21 protein-coding genes are annotated in these 25,850 nt (G+C 38.6%); 4 read left to right on the top strand and 17 right to left on the bottom strand.

The window, feature by feature from the left end:
* Positions 1-320: 320 nt before the first annotated feature.
* The 4 genes from pgsA to yfmF all read right to left on the bottom strand — a co-directional run bounded on the left by pgsA (position 321) and on the right by yfmF (position 4,388).
* Positions 321-878, bottom strand: coding sequence for a CDP-diacylglycerol--glycerol-3-phosphate 3-phosphatidyltransferase (pgsA, locus tag RsY01_RS09230; protein WP_094785252.1), 558 nt, complete (start codon positions 876-878; stop codon positions 321-323).
* Between the two features lie 8 nt (positions 879-886).
* Positions 887-1,762 carry a helix-turn-helix domain-containing protein gene (locus RsY01_RS09225; RefSeq protein WP_094785251.1) on the bottom strand — a complete coding sequence of 292 codons (876 nt, stop codon included), beginning with the start codon at positions 1,760-1,762 and terminating at the stop codon, positions 887-889.
* 90 nt (positions 1,763-1,852) lie between these two features.
* Entirely contained in the window at positions 1,853-3,136 is a 1,284-nt protein-coding gene (gene yfmH / locus RsY01_RS09220; protein WP_094785250.1) for an EF-P 5-aminopentanol modification-associated protein YfmH, read from the bottom strand.
* Positions 3,126-4,388, bottom strand: coding sequence for an EF-P 5-aminopentanol modification-associated protein YfmF (gene yfmF / locus RsY01_RS09215; RefSeq protein ID WP_094785249.1), 1,263 nt, complete (start codon positions 4,386-4,388; stop codon positions 3,126-3,128). Before yfmF ends, yfmH begins: the two co-directional genes overlap by 11 nt.
* 207 nt (positions 4,389-4,595) lie before the next feature.
* On the opposite strand from yfmF, the gene RsY01_RS09210 reads away from it, so the two are divergent.
* Positions 4,596-4,994: an RNA-binding S4 domain-containing protein gene (locus RsY01_RS09210; protein ID WP_094785248.1), complete on the top strand. Its 399-nt coding sequence runs from the start codon at positions 4,596-4,598 to the stop codon at positions 4,992-4,994.
* Positions 4,995-5,000: 6 nt separating this feature from the next.
* On the top strand, positions 5,001-6,086 hold the full coding sequence (gene recF / locus RsY01_RS09205; RefSeq protein WP_094785247.1) for a DNA replication/repair protein RecF: 1,086 nt from the start codon (positions 5,001-5,003) through the stop codon (positions 6,084-6,086).
* A 53-nt stretch (positions 6,087-6,139) separates the two neighbouring features.
* On the opposite strand, the gene arcC is transcribed toward recF, so the two are convergent.
* From arcC to ptcA, 5 genes are all read right to left on the bottom strand, one after another.
* Positions 6,140-7,078: a carbamate kinase gene (gene arcC / locus RsY01_RS09200; RefSeq protein ID WP_094785246.1), complete on the bottom strand. Its 939-nt coding sequence runs from the start codon at positions 7,076-7,078 to the stop codon at positions 6,140-6,142.
* 271 nt (positions 7,079-7,349) lie between these two features.
* Positions 7,350-8,693, bottom strand: coding sequence for a phosphatidylserine decarboxylase (locus RsY01_RS09195; protein WP_094785351.1), 1,344 nt, complete (start codon positions 8,691-8,693; stop codon positions 7,350-7,352).
* 59 nt (positions 8,694-8,752) lie between these two features.
* On the bottom strand, positions 8,753-9,850 hold the full coding sequence (gene aguA / locus RsY01_RS09190) for an agmatine deiminase (RefSeq protein WP_094785245.1): 1,098 nt from the start codon (positions 9,848-9,850) through the stop codon (positions 8,753-8,755).
* A 29-nt stretch (positions 9,851-9,879) separates the two neighbouring features.
* Positions 9,880-11,238 (bottom strand): APC family permease, encoded by a 1,359-nt coding sequence (locus RsY01_RS09185; protein WP_094785350.1) that lies wholly within the window; start codon positions 11,236-11,238, stop codon positions 9,880-9,882.
* Between the two features lie 77 nt (positions 11,239-11,315).
* Positions 11,316-12,338 (bottom strand): putrescine carbamoyltransferase, encoded by a 1,023-nt coding sequence (gene ptcA, locus RsY01_RS09180; protein ID WP_094785244.1) that lies wholly within the window; start codon positions 12,336-12,338, stop codon positions 11,316-11,318.
* Between the two features lie 245 nt (positions 12,339-12,583).
* Between ptcA and RsY01_RS09175 the strand changes: the two genes are divergently transcribed.
* Complete coding sequence (locus tag RsY01_RS09175) at positions 12,584-13,573, top strand: helix-turn-helix transcriptional regulator (RefSeq protein ID WP_094785243.1); 990 nt, start codon at positions 12,584-12,586, stop codon at positions 13,571-13,573.
* 80 nt (positions 13,574-13,653) lie between these two features.
* Here RsY01_RS09175 and RsY01_RS09170 read toward each other — a convergent pair whose 3' ends face one another.
* Both RsY01_RS09170 and RsY01_RS09165 read right to left on the bottom strand, forming a co-directional pair.
* Positions 13,654-16,098, bottom strand: coding sequence for a transglycosylase domain-containing protein (locus tag RsY01_RS09170; protein WP_094785242.1), 2,445 nt, complete (start codon positions 16,096-16,098; stop codon positions 13,654-13,656).
* A gap of 92 nt (positions 16,099-16,190) precedes the next feature.
* Positions 16,191-16,961 (bottom strand): TraX family protein, encoded by a 771-nt coding sequence (locus RsY01_RS09165; protein WP_094785241.1) that lies wholly within the window; start codon positions 16,959-16,961, stop codon positions 16,191-16,193.
* Positions 16,962-17,217: 256 nt separating this feature from the next.
* On the opposite strand from RsY01_RS09165, the gene tyrS reads away from it, so the two are divergent.
* Positions 17,218-18,471 carry a tyrosine--tRNA ligase gene (tyrS, locus tag RsY01_RS09160; protein WP_094785240.1) on the top strand — a complete coding sequence of 418 codons (1,254 nt, stop codon included), beginning with the start codon at positions 17,218-17,220 and terminating at the stop codon, positions 18,469-18,471.
* A 161-nt stretch (positions 18,472-18,632) separates the two neighbouring features.
* Here tyrS and RsY01_RS09155 read toward each other — a convergent pair whose 3' ends face one another.
* From RsY01_RS09155 to RsY01_RS09130, 6 genes are all read right to left on the bottom strand, one after another.
* Entirely contained in the window at positions 18,633-19,511 is an 879-nt protein-coding gene (locus RsY01_RS09155; protein ID WP_094785239.1) for a methyltransferase domain-containing protein, read from the bottom strand.
* Positions 19,501-20,700, bottom strand: coding sequence for an MFS transporter (locus RsY01_RS09150; protein WP_094785238.1), 1,200 nt, complete (start codon positions 20,698-20,700; stop codon positions 19,501-19,503). Before RsY01_RS09150 ends, RsY01_RS09155 begins: the two co-directional genes overlap by 11 nt.
* Positions 20,687-21,685 carry an AAA family ATPase gene (locus tag RsY01_RS09145; protein WP_094785237.1) on the bottom strand — a complete coding sequence of 333 codons (999 nt, stop codon included), beginning with the start codon at positions 21,683-21,685 and terminating at the stop codon, positions 20,687-20,689. The genes RsY01_RS09150 and RsY01_RS09145 overlap by 14 nt, the downstream gene beginning before the upstream one ends.
* Positions 21,669-22,730 (bottom strand): HesA/MoeB/ThiF family protein, encoded by a 1,062-nt coding sequence (locus tag RsY01_RS09140; RefSeq protein ID WP_238594971.1) that lies wholly within the window; start codon positions 22,728-22,730, stop codon positions 21,669-21,671. Before RsY01_RS09140 ends, RsY01_RS09145 begins: the two co-directional genes overlap by 17 nt.
* Before the next feature lie 543 nt (positions 22,731-23,273).
* Positions 23,274-24,116 carry an Rgg family transcriptional regulator gene (locus RsY01_RS09135; protein ID WP_094785236.1) on the bottom strand — a complete coding sequence of 281 codons (843 nt, stop codon included), beginning with the start codon at positions 24,114-24,116 and terminating at the stop codon, positions 23,274-23,276.
* Positions 24,117-24,438: 322 nt separating this feature from the next.
* Positions 24,439-25,848 carry an MFS transporter gene (locus RsY01_RS09130; RefSeq protein ID WP_094785235.1) on the bottom strand — a complete coding sequence of 470 codons (1,410 nt, stop codon included), beginning with the start codon at positions 25,846-25,848 and terminating at the stop codon, positions 24,439-24,441.
* Positions 25,849-25,850: the final 2 nt, after the last annotated feature.

The raw sequence follows: 25,850 nt of genomic DNA, 5'->3' as shown, positions 1-25,850 counted from the left end.
TCGTGGTACCACCTTGTTTTCTAGGCATTCCTAGCTCTTTAGCTATAAAGTCGCTAACTTTTCTTTTTATACTCATTTAAGTAAAAAAAGTGTACAGCATTTTTGAGATCTTTTTTGTCAATTCGAGGCGATAAGGCGCTGGCGTACAGGCGTACGTCAAATCTTGTCAACGAAGAAGTGGCAAAAAATAGCCCAAAATGTTCGCTTTATTTGCTTAATTGCGGATAAACTGTCACGTTTCCTAGTTGCGGATTTTCAGCTACCTCCGCTCTCTGATTGGTTATCTCAATTATAGCTCAGTCCGTGCCATTTTGCAAGATTTATTGTTGTGATTGGTCTGCTTCTTTAAAGACAGACAGATTTTGAGCAAAATAGTCGTAACCTGAGTAAATGGTTGCGATGAGGCAGATGTATAAGAAAATCACACCAAGGGTATGCCAACCGAGTAATAAGAAGATAATTGACAGCATTTGTGTAAAGGTTTTGATTTTCCCTGGCAAGGCTGCTGCCATCACGACACCACCTTGTTCGACCAAGAGCAGACGCAAGCCTGTCACGGCTAATTCCCGACAGATGATAATGGCAATCACCCAAGCTGGTGCTAATTTCAAAGGCACTAACATGATGAAAGCTGACATGACTAACATTTTATCAGCTAAAGGATCTGCAAATTTACCGAAATTTGACACGATCTGCCATTTGCGGGCCAAATAGCCATCTAGCCAGTCGGTTGCAGATGCCACAGCAAATAAAATCGCTGCAACGATTTGCCAAGCTTGGTGTTTGCCACCCAAGGCTAAAATTAAGATAAAAAGTGGAATCGCGAAAATGCGGGCGATCGTTAAATTATTGGGTAAGTTTTCTTTGGTTAGTTTCATCTTAATCTCTATTCTACGTTTATCGTCAAGGTTGCAGGGCTTTCAGGCGCTGCAATACTTGACAAATCAATTGGGGTATCGCCAATTTTAAGGGTCAGACCTGCTGTTTTTCCTAATGTCAAAACGGTCTGATTACCTGTTAAAGTCGCTGTCGTTGGTGTCGCATCAGTCAAAGTAATCTGACCACCAGCCAAGTCTGAATTCGTCATCCCAATCCAGACGGCAACACCTGCTGCCGTACTCAGGCTAACTTTCACTGGACTTGGCACATTTTTCACGGTTGCAACAAGCGCTTGACCATTGCCCGCCACCGTAATGTCGGCTTTAGGCGGTTCTGGTGCTTTGGACTCTGATGTGGCAGATGATGATGACGCGCTTGGCTCAGTACTGCTCGCCGACGCCTTGCTTTTAGAGCTGGTCGACACGCTATAGAGGTGTTCCGCGATGCCGCTATTTTTAGGTTTGTTGAGAATGACTGCAGCTGAAATGCTGATGATAATCAAGGCCGCAACAGTCCCTAATAAAACGATGGGCAAATAATAGCGCCATTTTTTACCGTCTAGCTCGTCCTCATTTTCGTCAACGCGTTCTGACGGCTTGACAAACCGATAATCTTCAGTTAAATCCGGTGTTTCTTGGACATCGATTGGCTCATTTTTTTCATAAGCTGTGACCAACTGGTCATAATCGAGATCCAGACGTTCAGCATATTGTTTGAGATAAGCTTTGACGTAAAAGTCCCCTGGCAAGGCATCATAATCATCACGCTCCAAGGCGACGATATACATTTTTTGAATCTGCGTTAAGTCTTGCGCTGCATTAAGCGTCATATCAAGCTTCGCGCGTTGATCACGCAAAACTTGTCCTACTGTTTTTTGGGCCACGAAAACTCCTTTCTGGTCATTTTAAGCTGGTGCTTACCTGATAGATGCAATGGTCGCCAGCATCACTTTTTTACATTTTTACTTGTTGATTTACTTAGGATTCATTATGAAATCAGTCGAGACCATCTCTTGAATAAATCGGTCAGCGTGCTGCTCGATTTTTTCGAGTGTCAGACTTGACAAAATCATTGGAAAATCAAAGAAAGTCACGCCTTCAAAAAGGTTAGACGAGAATTGATTGGCGATGAATTCCAAGGAATTTAAAGACTTATAATAGTCGCCAAGCATTTCTTTTTTGATAATCGTCAGATGATCTAAATTGAAATCATTCTCTATTTTATAACTTTTTAGCGTATCACGCAAAATTTTAGCAAGTTTTATGGGATAAATCGTATCAGATGTCATGCTGGCAAAATGATACTGCGGGGCGACTTCAAAATCAAAACCGAAAGAATCATCAATCAAGCCTTGATTATACAGGCTTTCATAGCGACTGCTGGTAGTGCCTAAAATCATCGTCAGCATGAGTTGAATGGCTAACTTATATTCAAAGCGCAACAAGGGATCTGACGGCAAGCGGTCATATCCCCGAAAACCTAGGGCAAGTTTGGGAATGGTCACATCAAAAGCCAGTTTATTTGTCGGAATCGGTGCTGCGGCTTCAAATGGCGCGCGCTGAATTGGTACAATCGGCTCAAAGCGTTTCTCTGCCTGATTTTTCTCGACCAAGGCTGCCATTTCTGACACCTCAAATGGCCCTGTCAAAAAGAGGGTCATATTGGCAGGATGATAAAAAGTCCGATAATTTTCATACAAATCTTCTGCTGAAATGCGTCTGATACTTTGCGGCGTGCCTGCAATATCCGCAGCCAAAGGGGACTTCGGATAAAGATTTTGTAGGAGACCAAAAAACAATCTAAAGTCTGCATCATCTTGATACATCTGGATTTCCTGTGTGATAATCCCTTGCTCTTTTTCGACTGAGGCTTGGGTAAAATAAGGCTCCTGCACAAAATCTAGCAGTAATTCAACATTAGGGTCAACATTTTCCATGGTTGAAAATAGATAAGACGTCCGTGTAAAACTCGTAAAGGCATTAGAATTCGCACCAAGCGCACCAAAAAAGTTCATGGCATCGCCATCTTTTTTCTCAAATAATTTATGCTCTAAGAAATGGGCAATCCCCTCTGGAAAAGTCTGCATTTCTGAGGCCCCACGTGGGACAAAACGGGTATCTAAACTCCCAAAATTTGTCGTAAACAGACCATAAGTTTTATTAAACTCAGGCTTGGGCAGATAGTAAACGAGCAGGCCATTTTCTAGCACATCTTTATAGAGTGTCTCACCGACTTGTGGATATTTTTTAATCTCCAAGGCTTTCTCCCTCCATGAAGTACAAGGCTTGTAGGTTCAATGTTTGAGCTACCCTGACGACGTCTGCTTTGGTCACGGCGTCTAATTTCTGTAGCCATTCTGCTTGAGAGAGCTGACGATCTGGTAAAAGTTGCTTGATATAGGCTTGTTCGATCAAATTTGACGGTGAATCCAATGATAAGAAATAAGCATTTCTCAGCATATCCTTGGTCTGACGGAGTTCGTTTTCCGAAATGTCTCCTTGTACCAAAGCCCGAACCTGCGCCCGAATAATAGTCAACGCCTTACTGCGATGTCCTGCATCGATCCCCGCTGCAATTTTCAAGAAGCCTGTGAACGTATCAAAACGTGAATTGGCATAATAAGCCAGACTTTCTTTTTCCCGCACATTTGTGAAGAGTTTGGAATGCGAAAAACCACCTAAAAGCCCATTCAACACTTGCAGGGTCAGATAGTCTGCATCGCCATATTTAACTGGATGGCTATAAGCTAGCTGTAAAATCGATTGATTGACGTCTTCTTTCTCTGTTTTTTCACGGACGATATTTGATGTCGCTTGCGCATAAAAAACCGTGGTCAAAGGGTCTCGGTCAGTGAACGGCATGTCCGAAAAATAAGCTCTGATACTACTTTCCTGAGCAACAGTCAAATCACCCAAAATCCAAATATCAATCGTATCGGTCAGCAACATTTTTTTATAATAGTCAAAAACACTCTGACGCGTTTCGTGTTCCATCAGCTCAACGGTTGAAATACTCGGTGTTGACAGGTTTTTATCCGCAAAAAAGAGCTCGCTCAAACGCGTAGATGCGACGTAGGATTTATCCTCACGCGTTGACGCCAAATAATGCAGGAGATTTTTCTTCTCACGCGCAAATGTTGCCTCATCAAAGCCAATCTCATCAATCAAGGGCATAAACAAAGCCTGATGGATAAGTTCAACCGCATCTGTCACCGTATCACTCTTGACAAATTTAGGATTAACCACACTCATGCCGATATTCAAAAAATGATTATCGCCTTTTTTAGCCACACCTGTCGCAAAACTTGCCCCATACATCTCTGATAATTTCCGCTGAAATTGCTGGTTGGTCGTCAAAACTGCATTTGATGTCTCCCAAAGATTGGAAATAATCACCCGTTTGGCAACAGTTTGCCGTGACATCTTCGTCCGAAAGCGCACTAAAAACTGGACTGTCTTAAACTTCGTTTCCTTGATTATATGTAAATTTACACCATTTTTTATTTTCATGTTTGTCCTTTATTTATATACTTTTCCATTATACCAAAATTTAAGGCCTCCCTCCTTAAATCAAGCAGAAGATTTTTATAAATTTTCAAACACAGAAATTGCCATTATCACCAGCTTTTTTTTGCATTTTCTGTCAACTGATCACACCATTTCACGAAAGATTCGGGTTGCGCACCTATCCCACCTCAAATTATGTTAAAATGAGGTATGAATACTTATACGATATACGATGACTTTATTACCCTCGGCAAGTTGCTCAAAGAGGCAGCCATTATCGAAACTGGCGGCGCAGCCAAGCATTTCCTCGAGACCCACGACGTTTTGTACAATGGTAACTATGAAAATAGACGCGGTAAAAAACTTTTCGACGGCGATGTGCTAGAATTCCCAGAATTTGGACTGAAAATTGACATTATCGCAGCGACAGCTGAAGAAATTGCTGAGCATCAGGCTGAACTTGATGAAGAAGCGCGTGTTAAAGCCATTGTCAAAAAAATCAACGCTGATAATAAAAAAACGGAAATGCGTCAAAAATCAGCTGCTAACAATAAAGAGCAATACTATAAACGCAAAACAAGCAAACCAAAATTTCCTGGTGCTAAATAAACCCCTATGATTATTTCCGAGTTACATCTCAACAACTTCCGAAATTATAGCCATCTCGATCTCAAGTTTCATCCTCATCTCAATATTTTTGTCGGGCAAAATGCGCAAGGCAAGACCAATATTGCTGAGAGCATTTATTTTCTGGCATTGACCCGTAGCCACAGAACACACGCCGACCGTGAATTGATTGCTTGGCAGCAAAAAGAGATGTCGGTTTCAGGCACAATCCTCAAAAAAAATACAACGGTGCCACTTGAGATTACTTTGACACCAAAGGGTCGAATTGCCAAAGTCAACCACCTCAAGGAAAATCGACTGGCTGATTATATCGGTCATCTCAATGTCATCATGTTTGCACCTGAGGATTTGGCGATTATCAAGGGCGCGCCTAGTGTTCGCAGACGGTTTATTGATATGGAAATCGGACAGATTCGCCCAGTCTATCTTTACGATTTGATGCGCTATAATAAAACGCTCAAAGAGCGCAACAGCTATCTCAAATTCGATGCAGCTAAAATTGACCCCGATTTTTTGGACGTTTTAGACGATCAGCTGGTCGAATATGGTGAAAAAGTCATGACCCATCGCAGGCAATTTATCACCAGTCTGACCGAAATTTCGGCTGAGTTACATCATCATCTCAGCCATGGTCAAGAAAAATTAAGCATCGTTTATGCCCAAAATGTCAAGACCGACTTTGCAGCCGAGTTGAAACAAGCGCGTGACAAAGATAAATTTCGGTCGCAAACTTCTGTCGGGCCGCATCGTGATGATTTACAGTTTTTAATCAATGCCATTAATGTGTCAAATTTTGGCTCTCAAGGTCAGCAACGCACGACTGCGCTATCTGTCAAATTAGCTGAGATTGAATTGATTTATCAAGAAACGGGAGAGTATCCTGTTTTACTCTTAGATGATGTCATGAGTGAACTCGATAATCAAAGACAGCTCGATTTATTGGCTCTGGTTATCGGTAAAACACAGACCTTTATCACAACAACGACGCTAGATCACCTCCAACATTTGCCCGATAAAATGACGGTTTTTGAAGTTGCTCATGGGGAAATCACAGAACAAGATAATCACGATTAAGGTTGACAAAAAAGCTCCAATTTCACTTTTGAAATTGGAGCTTTTTCCTTGATTTATAAGGTAATAATCGTGCCACTTTTGCCATCAAAGACCAATGGTGCATTTTCAAGTGAGGCAATGACTGCTTTTCGACCTTTTTGAGATGAGGCAAATTCAATCGCTGCCTCAATTTTAGGGAGCATACTGCCCGGCGCAAATTCACCTTGTTCAGCATAGACTTTAGCTTGTGCTACTGTTAATGTGTCCAAATCTAATTGGTCTAGTTGCCCAAAGCGAATGGCAACACGATCAACTGCGGTCAAGATAAAGAAGTAGTCTGCCTCAACCAGCTCGGCTAATTTCGCTGACGAAATATCTTTATCAATGACTGCTAGCGCACCTTCATAGTCCCCATCGCCATGTTTGACAACAGGAATACCACCACCACCACAAGCGATGACGATAAATTCATTATCTAGCAGATTAAGAATAGATTTACTTTCCACAATGTCAATCGGTTTGGGTGAAGCAACCATCTGACGATAGCCACGACCTGAATCTTCTCGATAAACCAAAGATGGATTTTCTGAAATCATCTTCTCGGCATCTTCTTGGGTATAAAAACTGCCGATTGGTTTGGTTGGATTTTGAAAGGCTGGATCGTCAGCTGCAACCTCAACTTGCGTGACAACCGTTGCCACATTCCATGGCATGCCTTGTTTTCTCAATTCTCTTAGAATAGCGTTCTGCAAATGGTAGCCAATATAACCTTGACTCATGGCTGTACATTCCGGTAATTGCACATGTGGGATTGAGCTATCCAAATTTGCTGACATATTGATTGCTTTTTCTAACATGCCAACCTGAGGGCCATTGCCATGGCTGATGATAATCTCATAGCCGAGTTTGATGAGATTGACCATTGCTGGCGCTGCTTGATTGACATGTTCAAGCTGTTCTTTGGGATTATTGCCGAGAGCATTCCCACCGAGGGCGATGACGATTCTTTTCATAATTTTTTTCCTTTCTGCGATTTCATTTTATGAAACCTTGAAACTTGACCTACGCTGCGCTCCGTCCAAACGGGGGCATTCGCGAGCTTCGACCGCTCAAAGGCTTTCTGCGATTTCATTTTATGAAATTTTGAAACTTGACCTATGCTAAACACTACCGTCTAAACGAGGGAGAAAAAGTAAGCAGAGCAAGCACAAAACTTGTCGTTTTTAGCTTGTTCTGCCCTTTTTACTAGTGCCTTACTGTCAATTTATGACGGCTTAGATTTCCTTATTCCTTAGTAAGTTTACCGTATTTTTCTCCCATTAAAACATGGTCATAATATTCGCCATCTGTTTTTGGAATCGTAATGTCTAGCTTAACGCCTTTTTCAAAAATCATCATATAGTCACTGCCACCAAATAAGAAGTAGCCAAGTGGATCACCTTTTTTAACGGTGTCCCCAACTTTTAGATTTTTTTCAAAATTAACTGAACTAATTTGTGACATACCAACTGGAACTAGGGCAATTTTGCCAAAAGTTGGATTGTCAATAATCATATACTGTCTCGTCTCAATTGATTCCCAGTTAGGATTGGTACTTGAGAGCATATAACGTTGAAGTTTTGAATCCCAATAGGTTAGCCCACCAATCGCATCCTGCTCCATCACTGTTTTCATTTCCAATATTTTTCCTGAAATCGGGAAATGATAACGATGATAGTCCTGAACGTTTAAGAAAGTATGTGTCACGCTGCCGTTTGCAAATGTATTGGCATATTTACTGTCGTGCAAGATTTGAGGAATAGAATTGTAGCCTTTAGATTTCACAACCATCTTGTCGCCATTTTCAGAATCAACTTGGTCACTACTATTCATAATCTCTGATTTGTCATTGATTTGCCACAGACCTTGTGCTTCACTATCAGCTGGCGCTGTCAAAATCGAATCATCATCAGGATTCGAAATCGGTCTCACACTTGGATCCTTTAGTTTTCTGGCAAAGAAGTCATTGAATGAATGCCAATTTGACGCCTCTTCATACCAATCATTTTGTAAGCCAAAATTTTCATCATTCTTGGCTCTTTGCAGGTATTGATCATTCCAAGATGCGGGTTGACTCAAATATTTACCCCAATTTTTGGTGAATTTAACCAGCCATTCAGAATAGGGTGGATAGTATTCTAAACAAGCTCTATAGTAGCCTTTATCTGCTAGCTGTGGTAATTCAATATCTGCTAGAAAATAGAAGTAATTCAAACTCTGGTCAATACTTCTAAATAAGCTTGGCTGTTTATCATTATTATAATTGATATTCCAAGGCAAAGCTAAGGTTGCCCAGTCGATAAAACTATAAAATTCATCCAATGTTTGTGCCGGATTTTTATCCTTATTAGGATTGATTTTTTTCCCTTCTGCAATGGCATCCATTAGCATGGTTTTGAGCTCTGGATCTTTTTCAACGATTGCAATCAAGGCGTCTGTATCCGGTTGATGATAAGACGTACTTTTAGATTTCTCTTTCGCAACATTGGATTGGCTCGGTTTGGTCGCATTTTCTTTAGTCGTCGTGCCACAGGCACTCACAGAAAAGATGACGGCGAATGTGACAACAATGATTTTTAATTTCTTCATGATGGACATATTTCTTCTCCTGACGTTTTCATAACGCTCTCGTTTTATTTCTGTCAGTCTTATCTTTTAGGTTGTTGTTGTGTGACACAGTGAATGTTGCCGCCGCCGTAGACAATTTCGAGCGTATCCACACCCACAATTTCCTTATCTGGGAACATGGCTTGGACTTGCTCAAGCGCTAACGCATCATTTTCATCGCCATATTGTGGCACAATCACACCACCATTTGTAATCAAGAAGTTCATATATGAGGTAATACAAATATCACCGTCTTCCCGTGGCAGCGTGCCTTCTACCGTGTCAATGGCGAAATTCCCTTTAATCGTAATGGCATTTTTAGGACAGCAGAGTTTGTGAACTCTAAGCGCACGCCCTTTGGCATCTGTCATTGCTGACAATGTTTGATAGGCAGCTTGAGCTTCAGTATAGAAAGGACTGTTGGTATCATCAGTATAGATACAGGCCACTTCGCCCGGTGCAACGAAGCACGCTACATCATCAATGTGACCATTAGTTTCGTCTGGATCAATGCCATCTTTTAGCCATAGGACTTTTTCACAGTTGAGATGGTCACAAAGCATTTGTTCAATTTCGCTCTTACTCATCTGTGGATTTCTACCTTCACTGAGCAAACACATTTCAGTTGTCAAAACAGTGCCTTGACCGTCAACATGAATTGAACCACCCTCGAGCACGAAGCCCGATGTTTTATAAGTATCAACCCCTTCAAGCTCCGTCACTTTTCGAGCCACTAATTCATCTTGATCCCATGGAAAATAGAGCCCATCAACCAAACCACCCCAAGCATTGAAATCCCAGTCATTAGCACGAATTTCACCTTTATCATTGATCACAAAAGTTGGCCCACAATCACGCACCCAAGCATCATTATTTGACATTTCAATCACGCGAATGGTATCAGGCAACTGTTCACGACAGTTAGCATATTGGGCTTGTGAGACTAAGACAGTCATTTTTGTGAAACGGCTGATAGCTTTCGCCACATTGGCAAATGATTTTTGGGCAGGTTTCGCGCCATCACGCCAATTATCTGGGCGTTCTGGCCAAATCATCCAAACCTGTTCTTGTGGTTCAAATTCTGCCGGCATTCTAAAACCGTCTGCTTTAGGTGTTGTTCCAATTATTCTTTTAGCCATGATATTTTTCTCCTTTTACAAAAAATATGCTATTTTTTTATTTTTTTAACAGTAATGATAAGTTCACCGACAATGAGACAAATAATCGACCCAATCGTAATCGGTAAGACTTCACCCAAGGTTTCTGGGCTGAAATCAAACGGGACGGCGATAAAGATAAGCGATGTGACGATCAAAATAATGGGCAAGGTAACCAATAGATAATGGAAGCCTTTACCACCACCAACTTTGAACGGTCTTTCTGTATCCGGATCAATTTTACGAAGTTTCAAGAATGCTGGGAAAATGGGAATATAGGATAAGAGGAACATGACCAGATTCAAGGCGAAGAAACTCCAGAATAAATCTTCATTTGGTAAAAGTGGTGCGATGATGACGATAGCTGATGCAACAACGCCATTCATAACCGCTGCACCAGTCGGCATGTCTGTTTTGGCATTTCTCTTGGCAAAAACAGCTGGCATATCCCCATTTTCAGCTGCGTAGCAAGCAGTGTTATTAACCCCTAGCGACCATGAGACCATGTTCCCAAACAAGGTAAGTAAGAACAGGAAGGCCACAATCGCCACTAGTATGCCCCCAGAATTGCCAAGCATGAGTTGAATACTATCAATCAAACCGCTACTTGTGCTAATCTTATCGGTTGGAATAGCAACGCCTATCCCAAATGCCGAGAAGATATAAATCGCAGCAATCACAAGCCCACCTGTGATAATGGCAAGTGGAATTTGTCTCTTGGGGTTTTCCATATCCGGCGCGAAGGTACATACAACTTCAAAGCCTAAGAAATTGAACAAAATGACCGAGATAAAGGACAGGGATTTCATGTCAAAGCTAGGCAAGAGGGATGCAAGTGTGTATTCGTTGGCAACACCTTGCGTCACTGCAACATAAATACCGAGACAACCAACAAGCAGCGCTAGAAAGACTTTGATAAATGCCGCACCATTGAGAATCCATATGCTGTCACTAACGGAATAAAAGCTAATGAAGACAATCACCCAGATAAAGACAAGCTCTATCAAAAGGGAGACTAGGGTATTGGGTGTTTGACTCGTCACGATGCGAATCAGCTCAGGGCAAATCACGGCAAGCGATGCCATCCACAAAGGGAAGTTAATCCAGTAATACCAAGCTGTACGTGCGCCCATGCGATGTCCGAAAGCTTTGGTTACCCAATCATAGATACCGCCCTCACCTTCATAGGTCGTTCCAAGTTCTGAAGCGATTAAGCCATAAGGGAGTAGGAAAGTAATCATCAGGAAAATCCACCAGAAGTATTGCGAATTACCGATAGCTGCGACAGGTGCCGCTGCTTCAGCAACAAATACCACACAGATAACTGTTAGTATGGCGGAAAATAGTTTAAATTTCTTTTTTGGTTTTATATCACTCATATCTGTTTCCTCCAGTAAGGCGCTGAGCTATGCTTTGATTTAAAGCAAAATGCTCAACTGCCGGTCATTTAGAGTGCTAAACCTAAGAATTTTTCCAAATCAGCTTTAGCAGTCGCCTTTTCTTGTTCACTTACGCTTGTTTTGGCAGCATGTTGCTGATAGAAATAAACGAGTAACCCTCGAATAGAAGACAATCTATTTTCTGCTTCATCAAAGACAATCGAATAATCTGAATCAATAACTTCATCCACCACTTCTTCGCCACGACTCGCAGGTAAACAGTGCATGAATTTTGCCCAAGGATTGGCTTTCTTCATCATCCGATCTGTCACTTGATATTTCGGATAGAAAATACCCATTCGTTCTTCTTCGGATAATTCGGCATCGTAGAGACCATACCAAACATCTGTGTAGACGAAATCGGCATCAGCCAAGCCTTCGCTTTCGTCCTCTGTAATGACATAAGAACCACCAGAAACTTGACAAATTTCATCTAGTTTAGCTTGGTGCTCTTCATTTAACTGGAAGCCTTTAGGACCAAATTGAGCAAAACGCATACCTAATTTGGTTGTAATTAAAGCCAATGAGAAGCAAACTTGTGTCGCATCACCGACAAAAACAACTTTACAATCTTCCAGTTTCTTACCTTCTGGTAAATGCTCTAACATGGTACAAACATCACCCATTTCTTGTGTTGGATGGTTGTAATCAGACATGCCATTAATGACAGGAATTGTTGCATATTTTGCCAAATCAGCTACATTAGCATGCCGGTCAACACGTGCCATGACAATATCCACCAATCTAGAAACAACCCTAGCAGTATCTTCTAATGTTTCGTGACCACCGAGTTGAATTTGACCCGGTGCTAAATATTGGGCATGGCCCCCGAGTTGGGTCATGGCCGTTTCAAATGAAATACGTGTTCGAGTTGATGATTGTTGGAAAATCATGCCAAGTGATTTATTCTTAAGTAATGGTGGGTAAAAGCCAGCTTTGATACTTCTTTTAATGGCAAGTGATAATTGTAAGATTTCCCATAATTCTGCTTTGGTAAAATCTTCAGTTGTAATAAAATCTTTTTTCGACATGTGTCTGTCCTCCATGTTTAAAATTTTAGTTTGTTTGACAAGCTCAGTTTAAACTTAAAGCAAGGAGTTTACTATCAGCTTCTATCCAACTTTCGGGCTTATTTTCATCTAAACTTTTCTATACCTTTTTGATTGAAATGCCTAAACTCCTTTTATTGACAGCGTTTTCAAACTTGTTATGTAAGCGTTTTTTTGTTATAATTCAACTAGAGTTAGAACATATTTAATCGAGGGGGAGCGTGAATATGGATATTCTACTTATCATTTATAACATTGGACTTTTTATCCTTTTTACTGTCGTCGCAACACTTGGTATCATTACCTATCTTCAGAAAAAACGACCATTTTTCCTCACCATCACTTTTTTATTTGTTTTTTTAATCATTAACAATATTTTGATTTACTTAACCGAACAAATTCCTTGGTTTTCAGATGGGTTTGATCAAATTTTCATGACAACACCCTCGCCTAAAACCATTCTTCTGGTGGCACACTCTGTCTTCTTAGTCCTTATTTTAGACGCCGCCTTACAAGCTAAAATTCAAACTTGGCAATATCTCTTGGTGATTGCGCAAACAACTGTCCTTTTATTTGTACCCATGCTGCCAAACAACGCTTTTAAGGTCTGGATTTTCTATTTCACCTCAGAAATTGTAAGGATTATACTGGCTACTTATGGTCTGTACGTTTTAAAAAATATGAACCAAGAAGAATATGAAAAAAATGCTTCTCATATTGACATTCAAATTAGTAATTCCGATTTATTTAGAAAATTACTGATCATTACCATTATCATGACCGTTGTTATTATCATTGAAGATACCATTGTCATCTTTTTCCATGATAGTTACGCATTAGATCAAGTCCACATGACAAATCGGAGTATCAGTGAAGATCTATTAGCCATCATTTATGCGAGTATTGCGATTGGCTATCTCACGAAGGACTTGATTCAACCAGTCTTTGCGGGAAATGTGTTAGACGACGCATGTCCAGCTGAAAGTCTGTCAATTGCCAAACAACGAAAATTTGCCCATACTTACAGCATGACGTCGCGTGAAATAGAAGTTTTGATGCTGCTCTTGGAAAATAAAAGCAACCTCGAGATTAGCAGCGAACTTTTTATATCAATGGGCACTGTCAAAAGTCATATCCATAATATTTTCATGAAACTTGATGTCACGAGACGAAGAGAAGTCCAGAATTTGTACTCTGAATACCGTGTAGATCTATAAGCTCAATTCAGTTCACCAAATGTTTAGAAGTCAAAAGAAAAAAACCGCGAACGGCTGTGCCATTTGCGGTTTTTAATCACTTATTGTTTTTTCTTATTAGCATCATCTGAACTACTACTGCTAGTCGGAGGGTTGCTGCTGGTAGGAGGAGTTGTATTATTATTCGCTTTATTACCTAAAATTTGTGTCCAAGCATTAGCATAATCGCTATCGCTACCCCCAATCGCAAATTTATACTGTGTCGTTGGTGCGCCTTCCGATTTAGCCCAGTAAGAGGTCGTCGTCGGTCCAGACAGTGTGAAGTTGGTATAATTACCACCTGTGAACGCCCCTGGTTTTTCGCCAGTCGAGACTAAGACCGTTGACTTCGTCACTGACGGATCGAGCGCAAACCGTTGCTCAATGCCAAAGACTGCTGGATTAGCTTGATAAATACTATTGGCTAATTGTGCCATATACTGCGAGTTATTAGTATAACCTGTCATCGCAGCCATCGGGGTATTATTATCATGACCAGCCCACGAACTCAACGTTACTGATGGTGTTGCAACCATTAACCAAACGTCTTTAAAGTCATTCGATGTCCCCGTTTTACCGACCCAGTCTGCCCCAGCAAGTGTCGGATTCAGACCAGACAGCTGACCGTAAAATGTCGTTGTTTTCTGCGACTTAATCGGCCCTTTTAAAAGCTCTGCCATGATTGATGAAGTTGCTTTTGAATAAACTTGTACCGGTTGACTTTGGTGTTTATAAACTTCCTTACCGTTGCTATCTTTGATACTATCGACAACGTAGTAAGGCTCGTATTGACCGCCATTGAGCAAGGCTTGGTAGCCATTGGTATGCTGCACAACCGTTGGATCCAAACCACCACCTAAAGGCAAGGACTCAATCGAATAGTCAGAAACCTTGTAGCCCATCTTAGTCATATACGGCTTAACACTCAAACCATCTTTAAGAATGGTCTGGTAAGTCCAGTAAGCCGGAATATTCCAAGATGTATCCAGCGCATCCTGCAAGGTCATCATTTCTTGCGTCCCAGCTGAGGTATCATGCATGATAGGCTCACCACTTGAGAACTTCGTCGGGTAGTTAGATAAGCGACTTGCGCTACCCATCAAGCCCATATCAATCGCCGGACCATAAGCTACGATTGGCTTGATAGAAGATCCCGGATCACGGTGCGTGTCAAAAGCATGGTTGTTTTGGTTGGCATTATAGTCCAAACCGCCAACAAAACCAAGCACAGCACCCGTTTTATTATCCATCAAAACATTACCCGTCTGATTTTCACCCGTCCCATCTTGCAGCAGATAACCATAATTGGCGACTGCCGACTGCATGGCCTGATAAATCCCTTGGTCAATGGTTGCTGTAATCGTATAACCGCCTTGTTGCAATTTTTGCTCAGCCATTTTTTGATAGGTCTCTTTGATCACATCGTTGCCTTGATCAGCCTCAGAAACCTTATCCGTCTTAATCAAATAATCATAGATTTTATCAAAGGCTTCATTGTAGACCACGTGATAAAGATATCCATGGCTGGTTGTTTCAGGTGTCGCTGGCGCGATAAACTCTGTCGAAATATCATAAGCTTTATAGGCATCATATTCTTTTTGAGAGATATAGCCATTGCGATAAAGATTAAAAAGGACATCTTTTTGTCGCGCTAAACCATACTGCATATTTTCCTTAGATTTGAGCTGACCATCTGCACCATAAGGCGTGTAAACAATCGGACTTTGCGGTAAACCGGCGATAAATGCCGCTTCTGGAATCGTCAAATCCTTAGCTGCTTTTCCGAAAATCCCCCGCGCTGCCTCTTCCACACCAGCGATATTTTGACCTTTATTATTGCGACCAAAAGGTGAAACATTGAGGTAATCCGTTAAAATTTGATCCTTAGTGGCGTGTTTTTCAAGCTCCAAAGCATAGACCATTTCAGTCGCTTTTCGCTTAAAAGTCGGCGAATCACCAAGGACTTGTTGCTTGATTAATTGCTGAGTCAGCGTTGAGCCACCTGAAGATGAACCGCCCATCGTCTCGCCCAAAATCGCTCTCAGAAAGGCTTTCGGCACGACACCATTATGGTGTTCAAAATTCTCGTCCTCTGTCGCAATCAAGGCATCTTTGACCGTTTTGGCAATCTGATCACTTGCGACTTTTGTTCTGATTAAATCACTCGAAATGTCAGAAATCGGTTGACCATTGCTGTAAGTCATCACAGATGCTTCGTGGATGGTATTGATTTTTTCAGTCAAGACTTTGCTTGAAGGAACCTTAACATCTGAAATCAGACTGACCAAATAACCTGTTCCTGTCGCAGCCCCAAAAATAATCCCGAGACTCACAATCGTCGCAAAAACAATTGCCAAACCTCTCACAACCATAAAAATCGTCTCTAAAATGGTTTTACCATCTGAGGGACTTTTTTTCTTGTTATTTTTTTCATTCCGCTTCGCCTTTTTAGCTTCGATACGACGCTGCAAGGCTTCACGTTCCTTATCAGAAAATTCTTTAGTCATAGTTTCATTATATCATAACTCTTTTCTTTTACCTACTACTATATGCCTGTAAGCCTTTGTATATGGGGCTTTCATCTTTTTCTACACACGATTTATAGGAAAAATAAGGTTGATACAAGATACAAGACCAAGATGTGCAGCGGATAAAAAATATAGAAAAGCCATTTCTCTTTTTTGCCTTCTTGACCGTTATACAAAATGATTGGGATAAGTGAAAAGACCATCATCCATTGCTCCTGATGTGGATTTGAAATAAAAATAAAGAGGCTGACAAGCGCAAGCGCTAAATAAGCACCCAATTTTTTCTCTCTAAAGATATGAAATAACAAAGCAAGTAGGATAAAAATAGGACCACCTTCAACAGTGATGACATTGGGGATAAAAAAGATAAAAATTTGTTTGATGATAAACGGCATATCTTGACTGGCCATCACAAACAAAGTCACGAAAGGTGTCACGACGAGAAACAGCAATCCTAAAACTGCCTTACCGATGTATTTGACTTTTCCGAAAAAGCCATCATAGACCCACATGGCACATAAACCTAAAAATAAAGTGCCAAAGATTGTATTAATCAGCTCCACCTTAGGATTTGGCAAGATACCTGGGATAACCATGAACAAAACCTGACAAATCCAAAAACCAATTAATAAATTCAGCATATATTTTTTGCGATTACGGGTATAATGAAAGCCTTCTGCACTTAAAAACAAAAAAATCGGTGCGACTAATCGCCCTAGCATGGTAAACCACAGCGGAATCCCTTCAAAATAAAACATTTGGTGGACATGGTCAAAGACCATTAAGCTAATGCCGATAAGTTTTAAATCAAATGATGTGAAACCTCTTTTGAGGATAGACATATTATTTTCTCCTATTTACTTCATTTAAAGGTAACAACACATTGTTGTGTGCCTTGACGATATTGAAATTATACACCATATTCTGGCAGCTTTGCCTTACACTTTCGTAAGCTCAATGTAAGGTTAGACATTTCAGATGCTTATCAGGCAGCATTTAAATCGTCAAATCATCGCCTCATGCCTTAAAATATCTTGATTTTTTTGATATAATAGAGTTAATTTCTAAAAATTTAGTTCAAAGTAAGGACGATTAAACATGAATATCTTCGAAGAACTCAAAGCACGTGGTTTGATTTTTCAAACGACAGATGAAACGGCTTTAATCAAAGCCTTGACGGAAACTTCTGTTAGCTTCTATACAGGCTATGACCCGACTGCGGATTCACTGCATTTAGGACACTTGGTGCCTATCCTGAATATGCGCCGCCTCCAACTTGCGGGGCATCACCCTGTGGCGCTCGTTGGCGGGGCAACTGGGATGATTGGCGATCCATCATTTAAGGATGCCGAGCGCTCACTCCAAACCACCGATACCGTGGCGCAATGGTCGGAATCAATCAAGCAACAGCTCTCACGTTTTCTAAGTTTTGAAGGCGATAATGCTGCTATCGTCGTCAATAACTACGACTGGTTCGCCAACATGAACGTCCTCGAATTCTTGCGCGATGTCGGCAAATACTACACCATCAACTACATGATGAGCAAGGAATCGGTCAAAAAACGGATTGAAACTGGGATTTCTTATACTGAGTTTGCTTACCAAATCCTTCAAGGCTATGATTTCTATCAACTCAATGAGAACAAGGGCGTTACCCTCCAAATCGGTGGTTCTGACCAATGGGGGAACATGGTAGCGGGAACTGATTTAATCCGTAAAAAGTCAGGAAACGAAACCCATGTCATTACAGTTCCGCTGATTACGGATTCAACCGGTAAAAAATTCGGCAAGTCTGAGGGCAATGCTGTCTGGCTTGATGCCGATAAAACCTCGCCATATGAGTTCTACCAATTTTGGCTCAATATCGCTGATGCTGATGCCGTCAGATTCCTGAAAATCTTTACTTTCTTATCTCTTGACGAGATTGACGACATTGCCAAAGCCTTTGAGGTCGCACCGCACGAGCGCTTGGCTCAGAAAACATTGGCTAAAGAAGTCGTGACTTTGGTTCACGGTGAGGCTGCTTATGAGCAGGCGGTCAATATTTCTCAACAACTCTTTGCGGGCAATATCAAAGACTTATCAGTCAAAGACATCAAGGCTGGTTTATCTGATGTCGCAAACTTTACAGTCGCGCCTGATTTCGATGGCAATTTTGTCAATCTACTCGTGGATGCGAAAATTTCCCCAAGTCGCCGTCAAGCGCGTGAAGACATCACCAATGGCGCCATTTACCTCAACGGTGACCGTCAAACTGAACTTGATTATGTCTTGAGCGATGCGGATAAACTTGAAAATGAATTAACCGTCATCCGTCGTGGTAAAAAAAGATACACGATTGTGAATTACTAAACCAAACCAATCCAAAAATACCGTAGCCGGTTCTGACAAGCTACGGTATTTTTTATTTTAAAATTTTTGCCTCACCAAAATCTATTTTTTGACACATTTTAGAGAAGTAATTTTTATTCTTAGAATATTTTCAGCTGTCTTTTTTCTTTAAATAATTTAATTTATATCGTGATATTACCAGAAATAATATTCATTCCTGCAGGAATTTCATAATGTCCATCTTCATACTTATAAGCTCTAAAAGTATTCATCAGCAATTCAATAGATTCATCACTATCTAAATATCCTTTCAAATGTAAATTTTTAAAGTACTCTATCAAATGTTCATCATCATCTAAAATAACAAATCCACTTTTATGTTCATGAACAAACTTAACGCTCTCTAACTGATGTAAAATTTTTTTAAATAACCTGAAAGTAAATCCTCTGTCATTATAAGGAAATGGTAAACTTTGTTCTAAAACGCTTGTCACATATGATTGTTCAACGGAATACGCATCAAAGTAAAGAAACAAAAATTTTGTTCCTTTACTTAAATTAGAAAATAATTTTGTTATTTGTTCTTTTGCCTTCTCTTCTGCCTCAGTTAAATTGTCTATTGCATATGTTTTTCCAGTAGATAAATCCCGATACTCGAAAAAACTTAAAATAGCGTAATTAAAAGCCCAATAACTCCCAATAAAATCATATTGTCTCAAACCGTCTATATTTTGATTAATGAATTCATTAATATCAAAAACTTCAAATTGACTTTTTTCTACAGGAAAACGTCGATTAATCCTCTTTATCATGCTATCACTTATATCAATACCTTTATATTTTTTTGATATAGGCATCAATAATTCTGTTATACGACCAGAACCAACCCCAAACTCCAATACCGAATTAAAACTCTCTCTAGAAAGTTTATTTTCAACTACAACAGTTTCCTCAACATACTCTCTAATTTCATCATCAAAAAAATAATATTTCGGTAAATATTTTTCATAATTTTCAGCTGTATCTTTTGCCAAATACTTACTATTTTCATCATATACCATTTTTTATTTTCCTACCCTTTAAGTTTAATTTTTCTTTCACTATTATCGTAGCAAATAAACAGCCACTTATAACAAACATTATTTTAACACCTAAAAATTCTATTGATACGTTAATAAACTGCAAAGAAATTATAATAATAATCTCTGTGAAAAAATCTATACTAGATAATGTTTTTGATTTTTTCTCTTGATTTAAAAGTGCTTGGTTTTGTAAAACATGAACTGCATTTGTAAAAATCCCTGTACATAATTCAAATAAAATAAAAAATATCAAACTTCCAATTTTATTTTCAAGTATACCAATCAAAATAGTTGATATTGTCATCAAAAAAGCTGATATTACAACAAGCATATGATTAGAACGCTTTTTACTTCCTAAAACGTAAATTTCATTTCCAAAAATAACTGAAAGTAACATTAAAGTATATATAATTGATAAATTAAAATTTAACTTTTGAACAAAATATATCGACCAATAAACCATGATGAATTGAATTCCTATCTCAAAAATTAAATTGATAATTGAAACATGTAACAATAGCTTATTAATTGAAAATTTATCTTTTTTATAAAAGTTCGTTTTTTTTAAAGAATTAATTGAGCTATTATCCTTAAATTCCATTAAGTGAGTCCACCCCAAAATGATTATCGGATATAAAAATAAACCAGTAATCGAAAAATACAGTGGTAAATTATAATTTCTAGCAAACAAAAAGGTTCCAATATTCCCTCCGATTAATGTTGAAATATTTAGCACCGTTGTTCTACGACCTATTGTTTGATTAGATAAAAAAACATTTTTTTCCAATTGTAAATCACTAATATAAGCAATCAATATACCCGAATTCAACGCCAATCCAATACCATACAACATTTCAGCTAAAGAAAAATTTAATTGAGAATTAGATATTAACATCACCACAAAACTCGTTGCCATTACCCAGCTAGAAAACATCAATACTTTTAATCTGCCAATTCTATCTGCTAAAAAACCCGCAGGAAGTAAACCTACTAAAATACCAATATTTTGAAATGATTTTATACTACTGATAGCATGATTTTCCATACCCTTTTCCACATAGTAAAGAGATAATATGCCTGATACGCCAGATCTAAATAGAGTTAATAAAGCAACAAAAAGTAAATAAGTTATTGCAATTTTCATAGATAGTTTTTTATTTGAATTCATAGAAACCTCTTTGAATTACTTCGTTTATCGTTGTTCTACCATTAAATTTTTCTATAGCTTCATATAAATCAATAAAATCAATTAATTTATCTGGATAATTTCGATTTGATACTTTATCTAAAGCTTTTTGAATATCCTCAAAATTTTCTAAAGTAAGAGTGGTAATTCCAAATGATGATAATAACTCTTGATACAAATTTCGTAAAACAGAATTCTCCATGTTACCAAGAGTTAGCAAATTAAATCTTCTTTCAATTGCCTTATCAGACATCATAATCTTAAATTCTTCTATCGTTGTTGTACCAATAATAATTAACTCAGAATCAGTCAAGTAAGGTTTTAAAATATCTGCCGCTGAAAGCCCCCCATCTACTTTTCCACTTGAAAATATAATATGGATTTCGTCTATAAATAGAATGATGCGTTCTTCCCGAGAATATTCTATCAGCTTAATGAGTTTATTCTCAAATTCTCCACGATATTTTGTATTTGAAATGATTTTCCCCATTTCTACTACGAATATGCGTTTATCGGTTTGCTTATTATATTGTGAAACCAAAGTCGTTTTTCCTGTACCAGGTTGTCCGATAATTAATAAATTATTTTTAATTTTTCTAGATAATGTTATTTCCATAAATTCTAACTCAAACTCTTTACCAATGAATAATAAATTTTTATTTTTGTTCAGAAAATATCCTATTTCTGTAAATTCCTGCAGCTCTTTTATTTTTTCTTCACCCATTAGACACTTATCCAAATCCCTTTTCATTGTTTTTATATCCGAATCTGTTGTTATCAAAAAGCTTAAATACTCCCCTAATGTTTTTTTAAGAGAGTAATCATTTGTAAATTGTTTGGCTTTGGTTTGCATTAATATTAATTTAGCATCGGAATACGTTCCCATTATATGCGTTCTTAATAGGTTATAGAGATATGATACATATTCCGCTGTTATTTCTTCTTTGTAATCAATTTTCCAAATCATAATGCTCAATTTCCCAAGTGCTAGTATCAATTAAAATTCTTTTGTTAATAACTGAAACATTTCCGTATCCTGTAATAAATTTAACCACTTCAATCAATGCCATTTTTGCTGCCATTCCATTGTAAGGATCCATAATTGTAGAATAAAAATTATCATTAATTTCTTTTATCAATTTACTATTTTCAATAAAATTATTCTGAGGAATTAACTCCTTTAAAGTTTTTGTTTTATTCGGAATAATTAATGGACCTAAAAATATTTTACTAAATCCAAATGGAGCAAATGTTAGCCAAGGTACTTGATTCCTAACTGCAAGTCTATCTGTTATATATTCTATTTCACCTCTTGGTGTATCAGCTGCCAATATCAAAAAATCAATACCCTCAAAAAAGAGAGACACTTCATCTATATTTGCATAATCAATAAAAGTATTTAAAACTTCTACCTCCGTTTTAGGCGATATTAAAGCTACTTGCTCTTTTGCTACAAGCACCTTGCTTTTTCCAATGTCATGCTCACGATACAAAATCTGCCTAGAAGTGTTACTTAACTCTATAATATCACCATCAACTATTTTTAATTTACCTATCCCCATAGAAGCAAGTCCTTGAACAATATATGAACCAACCCCTCCAATCCCTAAAACACCGATAGATGAGGCGCTTATTTTCTTTTGAAATTCTATACCGTCTTGTTCTGTTAGTCCCGGTAATGTTCCAAAATTTTTTATTTGTCTATCATATTTTTCAAAATTTAAATCCACTAACTTCTTTTCACAATCTTCTTGTAACTTTAAAATGTTTAAATCAAGCCACAATTGTAGCAAATCGTTCAGATCATCTAAATCAATATCAAAGCCATTTTCCCTTAATAATTTTTGATAGTTACTCACTTCTGGGGTTATTTGAACTATTTTTAATAAATTCAAATAAAAATCAATATTATCCTTATATTCGATACCATCAGTACCGACTACAGAAATAAATAAATGTTCCTCTTTAGTTAAATGAACTTGCAAATTCTTATTAGTCATTAAATTTTTCACGTATTCTCCTTACGCATAATAAAAATCCACTTCAATCTTTTTATAAATCGAAGCGGAAAAGTTTGACATTAACGTTCTGAAGCACTCGCCATAGCGGCAATTTTAGTTGAAGTTGTAACCGCTATTGGTGCGCTTACTTTCACCTTCACAATATGTGATGTTTTCATCGCTCTTTCCTTTCCGACAATCATAACCTTGCGCATTAAACTATGAATGTTTCAAAAATAAGTAATGAATCAGATACATATAAAACTAAAATCTAATCCTTACTTTGTTTATTGTAAGTCATTCCGAACTAACTTACAAAATAATTATATCACTTCAAACACACCTATATGAAAAGTTGCTAACTTGCAACGGTTTATAGCAAAAAAGTGTTGCAAGTTAGCAACGATAGGTTTTCCCTTTTTAAATTTGATAAAATATAGCTATCATAGGAAAGGAATTCTAATCATGATTTTTAAACTACTTAATCTGTTTGGTATTTTAGATTTTTAATTTAAACAAAACACCAGTATTTTAACAAGCTACTGGTATTTTTATTTAGGTATAGTTGACTAGAAGAATCTCAATTTTTCTCGCTAATGCTGATGCATCTAAAGTTTTCAAAAACTGTATATCCCTTTCAATCTCCGTCAAAATCTCTGATTTTTCATCTTGACGATAGCAAGAAATTTTTTTAAAAACAGAAACAGCGATTCTCTCTACTGTATCATTTGGTTTTAATAGTACTTCAAGTTTCTTTTCAAACACATCTGCATAGCTAAACTTTCGATGAAGAATCATATGAACATATAGATTCACAACTGTTCGCTTAACGATATGTGCATTGTAAGGTAACTTTTTATAAAATTTATCTTTTTTCAATAAATCTAAACCAAGTTGGTACACTAAATTAATATCTAAAGTTTCCAAAACCATCGCAAAAACATTAACATCAAATACTGTCCATTCTTCAATATCTGTTAAATGTTTATCAATAAACAGACATTCCTCATCTGTCAACACATTTCTTCCCGACAAATCTTTGATTGCACACTTAGCCAAAATGTTGAAAATCTTTTTCTCTTTTGTTCTAGGTTTTGGTAGAATCAGGGCTTTCAATCCCTCTATATCTTGAGTAACAATATAAGACTGTAATTTTTCACCAAACCTATGTAAATTACCACCCTCAAAATTTCCGATTGTCAAGAAAAATTCGCTCGCAGTCATATTTAAACCTTTAATCGCATGCATAAAACCGTCTAACAATAACATTTGTGTCCCATTTTCAAATCTTGAAACCTGTGATTTATTCAAATTATCACTTGTGACATCTCCCATAGTGTAACCCCTAGACTCCCGCACTTTTCGATAGTGAGCACCTAAATCTCTGAAACCTAACATCTATCTTTCTCCATTATTTTACTTAGCAAATACAGATAAAATAGCATAGCAGAACGAACACAAGCAGGAAAACAGTAATCGCTTTCATTTAATAATGACTGCCTACTGCCTACTGCCTACTGCCTACTGCCTACTGCCTACTGCCTACTGAAATTAGGCAAATTTTCAGAATATCTGTCAATTATTTATATCGAAATATTCAGATAACATATCATCAACTCATCTTAAAAATGATTTTTTTATGACTAAAAAACTGTACAAAATCTACCTACCCCAAGCAAATTCCATACAGTTTTTTAATTATTATTAACTGCTACTCAAATCAAGCCGTTTTTCTCCGTGTCAGTAAACGATAACTTGACAGCCCCCAAGCAAAAATGACTAAAGCCAGTGCGACGTAGAACGCCACGTGCATGCCATGAAGGAAAACTTCCGGTTGTGATTTGACATAGCCGGACACGCGATGACCGATTTGCCCTGACATGGCGACAAATAAGACCGTTGTCGCTAGGGTTGTCCCTAATACAAAGCCAAGATTTCGTCCTAAGGCGTTGACCGATCCTGCAATCCCCAGATATTTGGTCTCCACCGTTGACATAACTAAGGCATTATTAGGACTTTGGAAAAAGCCGACGCTACCGCCATGAATGAAGAGAATTAGCATCACGACTGGCAAAATGGTGACCTGACCAATCATAAGATAGCCGAGTTGCACAATCAACACACCAGAAATGGCAAAGAAGGTAATGACTTCCTTGTCGAATTTATCCGACAAGACACCTGCAATCGGACTGAAAATGAACATGCCCACAGGATAAGCCATCATCACCATACCAGCAAAACCGGCAGCAGCCCCGCGGTAATCTTGGAGGTAGAAAGGCATGAGGATATTGACAAAGCTACCCGCTGTAAACATAGTCATGCTGGTCAAGACGCTCATGCTAAAGAGTTTACTGCTGAAAATATTAAGATTCAGCAAAGGTTTTTCGACCGTTTTTTCAGTGTGGATAAACCAGACAAAGAGCGCGACCATGGTAAGAAAACTTAACATAACCGGCACCGTCATGAAACCTTGCGCCTGCCCCAGACTGACGGCGATGAAAAACGCCACAATCGTTAGAAACATCTGCGTGGCGCCCAGCAAATCGGCATCTTTCACGCTACCTGAACCCTCATCTTTCGGTAAGGCTTTTCGGCCAACCAGATAAGCGATGATGCCCAAAGGCACATTAATCCAAAAAATATAGGACCAACTTGCGATTTGTAGAATGAAACCACCAATCGCCGGCCCAGCAATCGACCCCAAACTGACGAACATGGACATAATGCTCATGGCTCTGGCTCGAAGTGCTGGTTCAAAAAGCTGACTGGTAATTCCAAAACTATTGGACATAGTCATCGACGCACCAATCGCTTGGATAATTCTGGCAAATAGCAGAAAATGCAACCCCAGATTGATGCCCGCAAGGAGCGACCCAAATGTGAACAGTAGGCTGCCATAATTGAAAATTTTCGTTTTGCCAATCAAATCGCCGAGCCGGCCAAAGAGCAAAATCAAACCTGAAATGACGACCAGATAAATCGTCACTGACCAGGTCACTTGCCCCATCTCAAGGTGCATTTCACGCGCCATACTCGGCAAGGCAATGTTGACAATTGACCCATCAAGGGTTGACATAAACGTGAAAATACCAAGGGCTAGTAGCCCCGGAAATTTTTCTTTACTAAACATAA

It is taken from the genome of Pseudolactococcus reticulitermitis (assembly GCF_002260845.1).
Taxonomy (GTDB): domain Bacteria; phylum Bacillota; class Bacilli; order Lactobacillales; family Streptococcaceae; genus Pseudolactococcus; species Pseudolactococcus reticulitermitis.
This window is presented reverse-complemented; position numbering and strand designations above follow the sequence as displayed.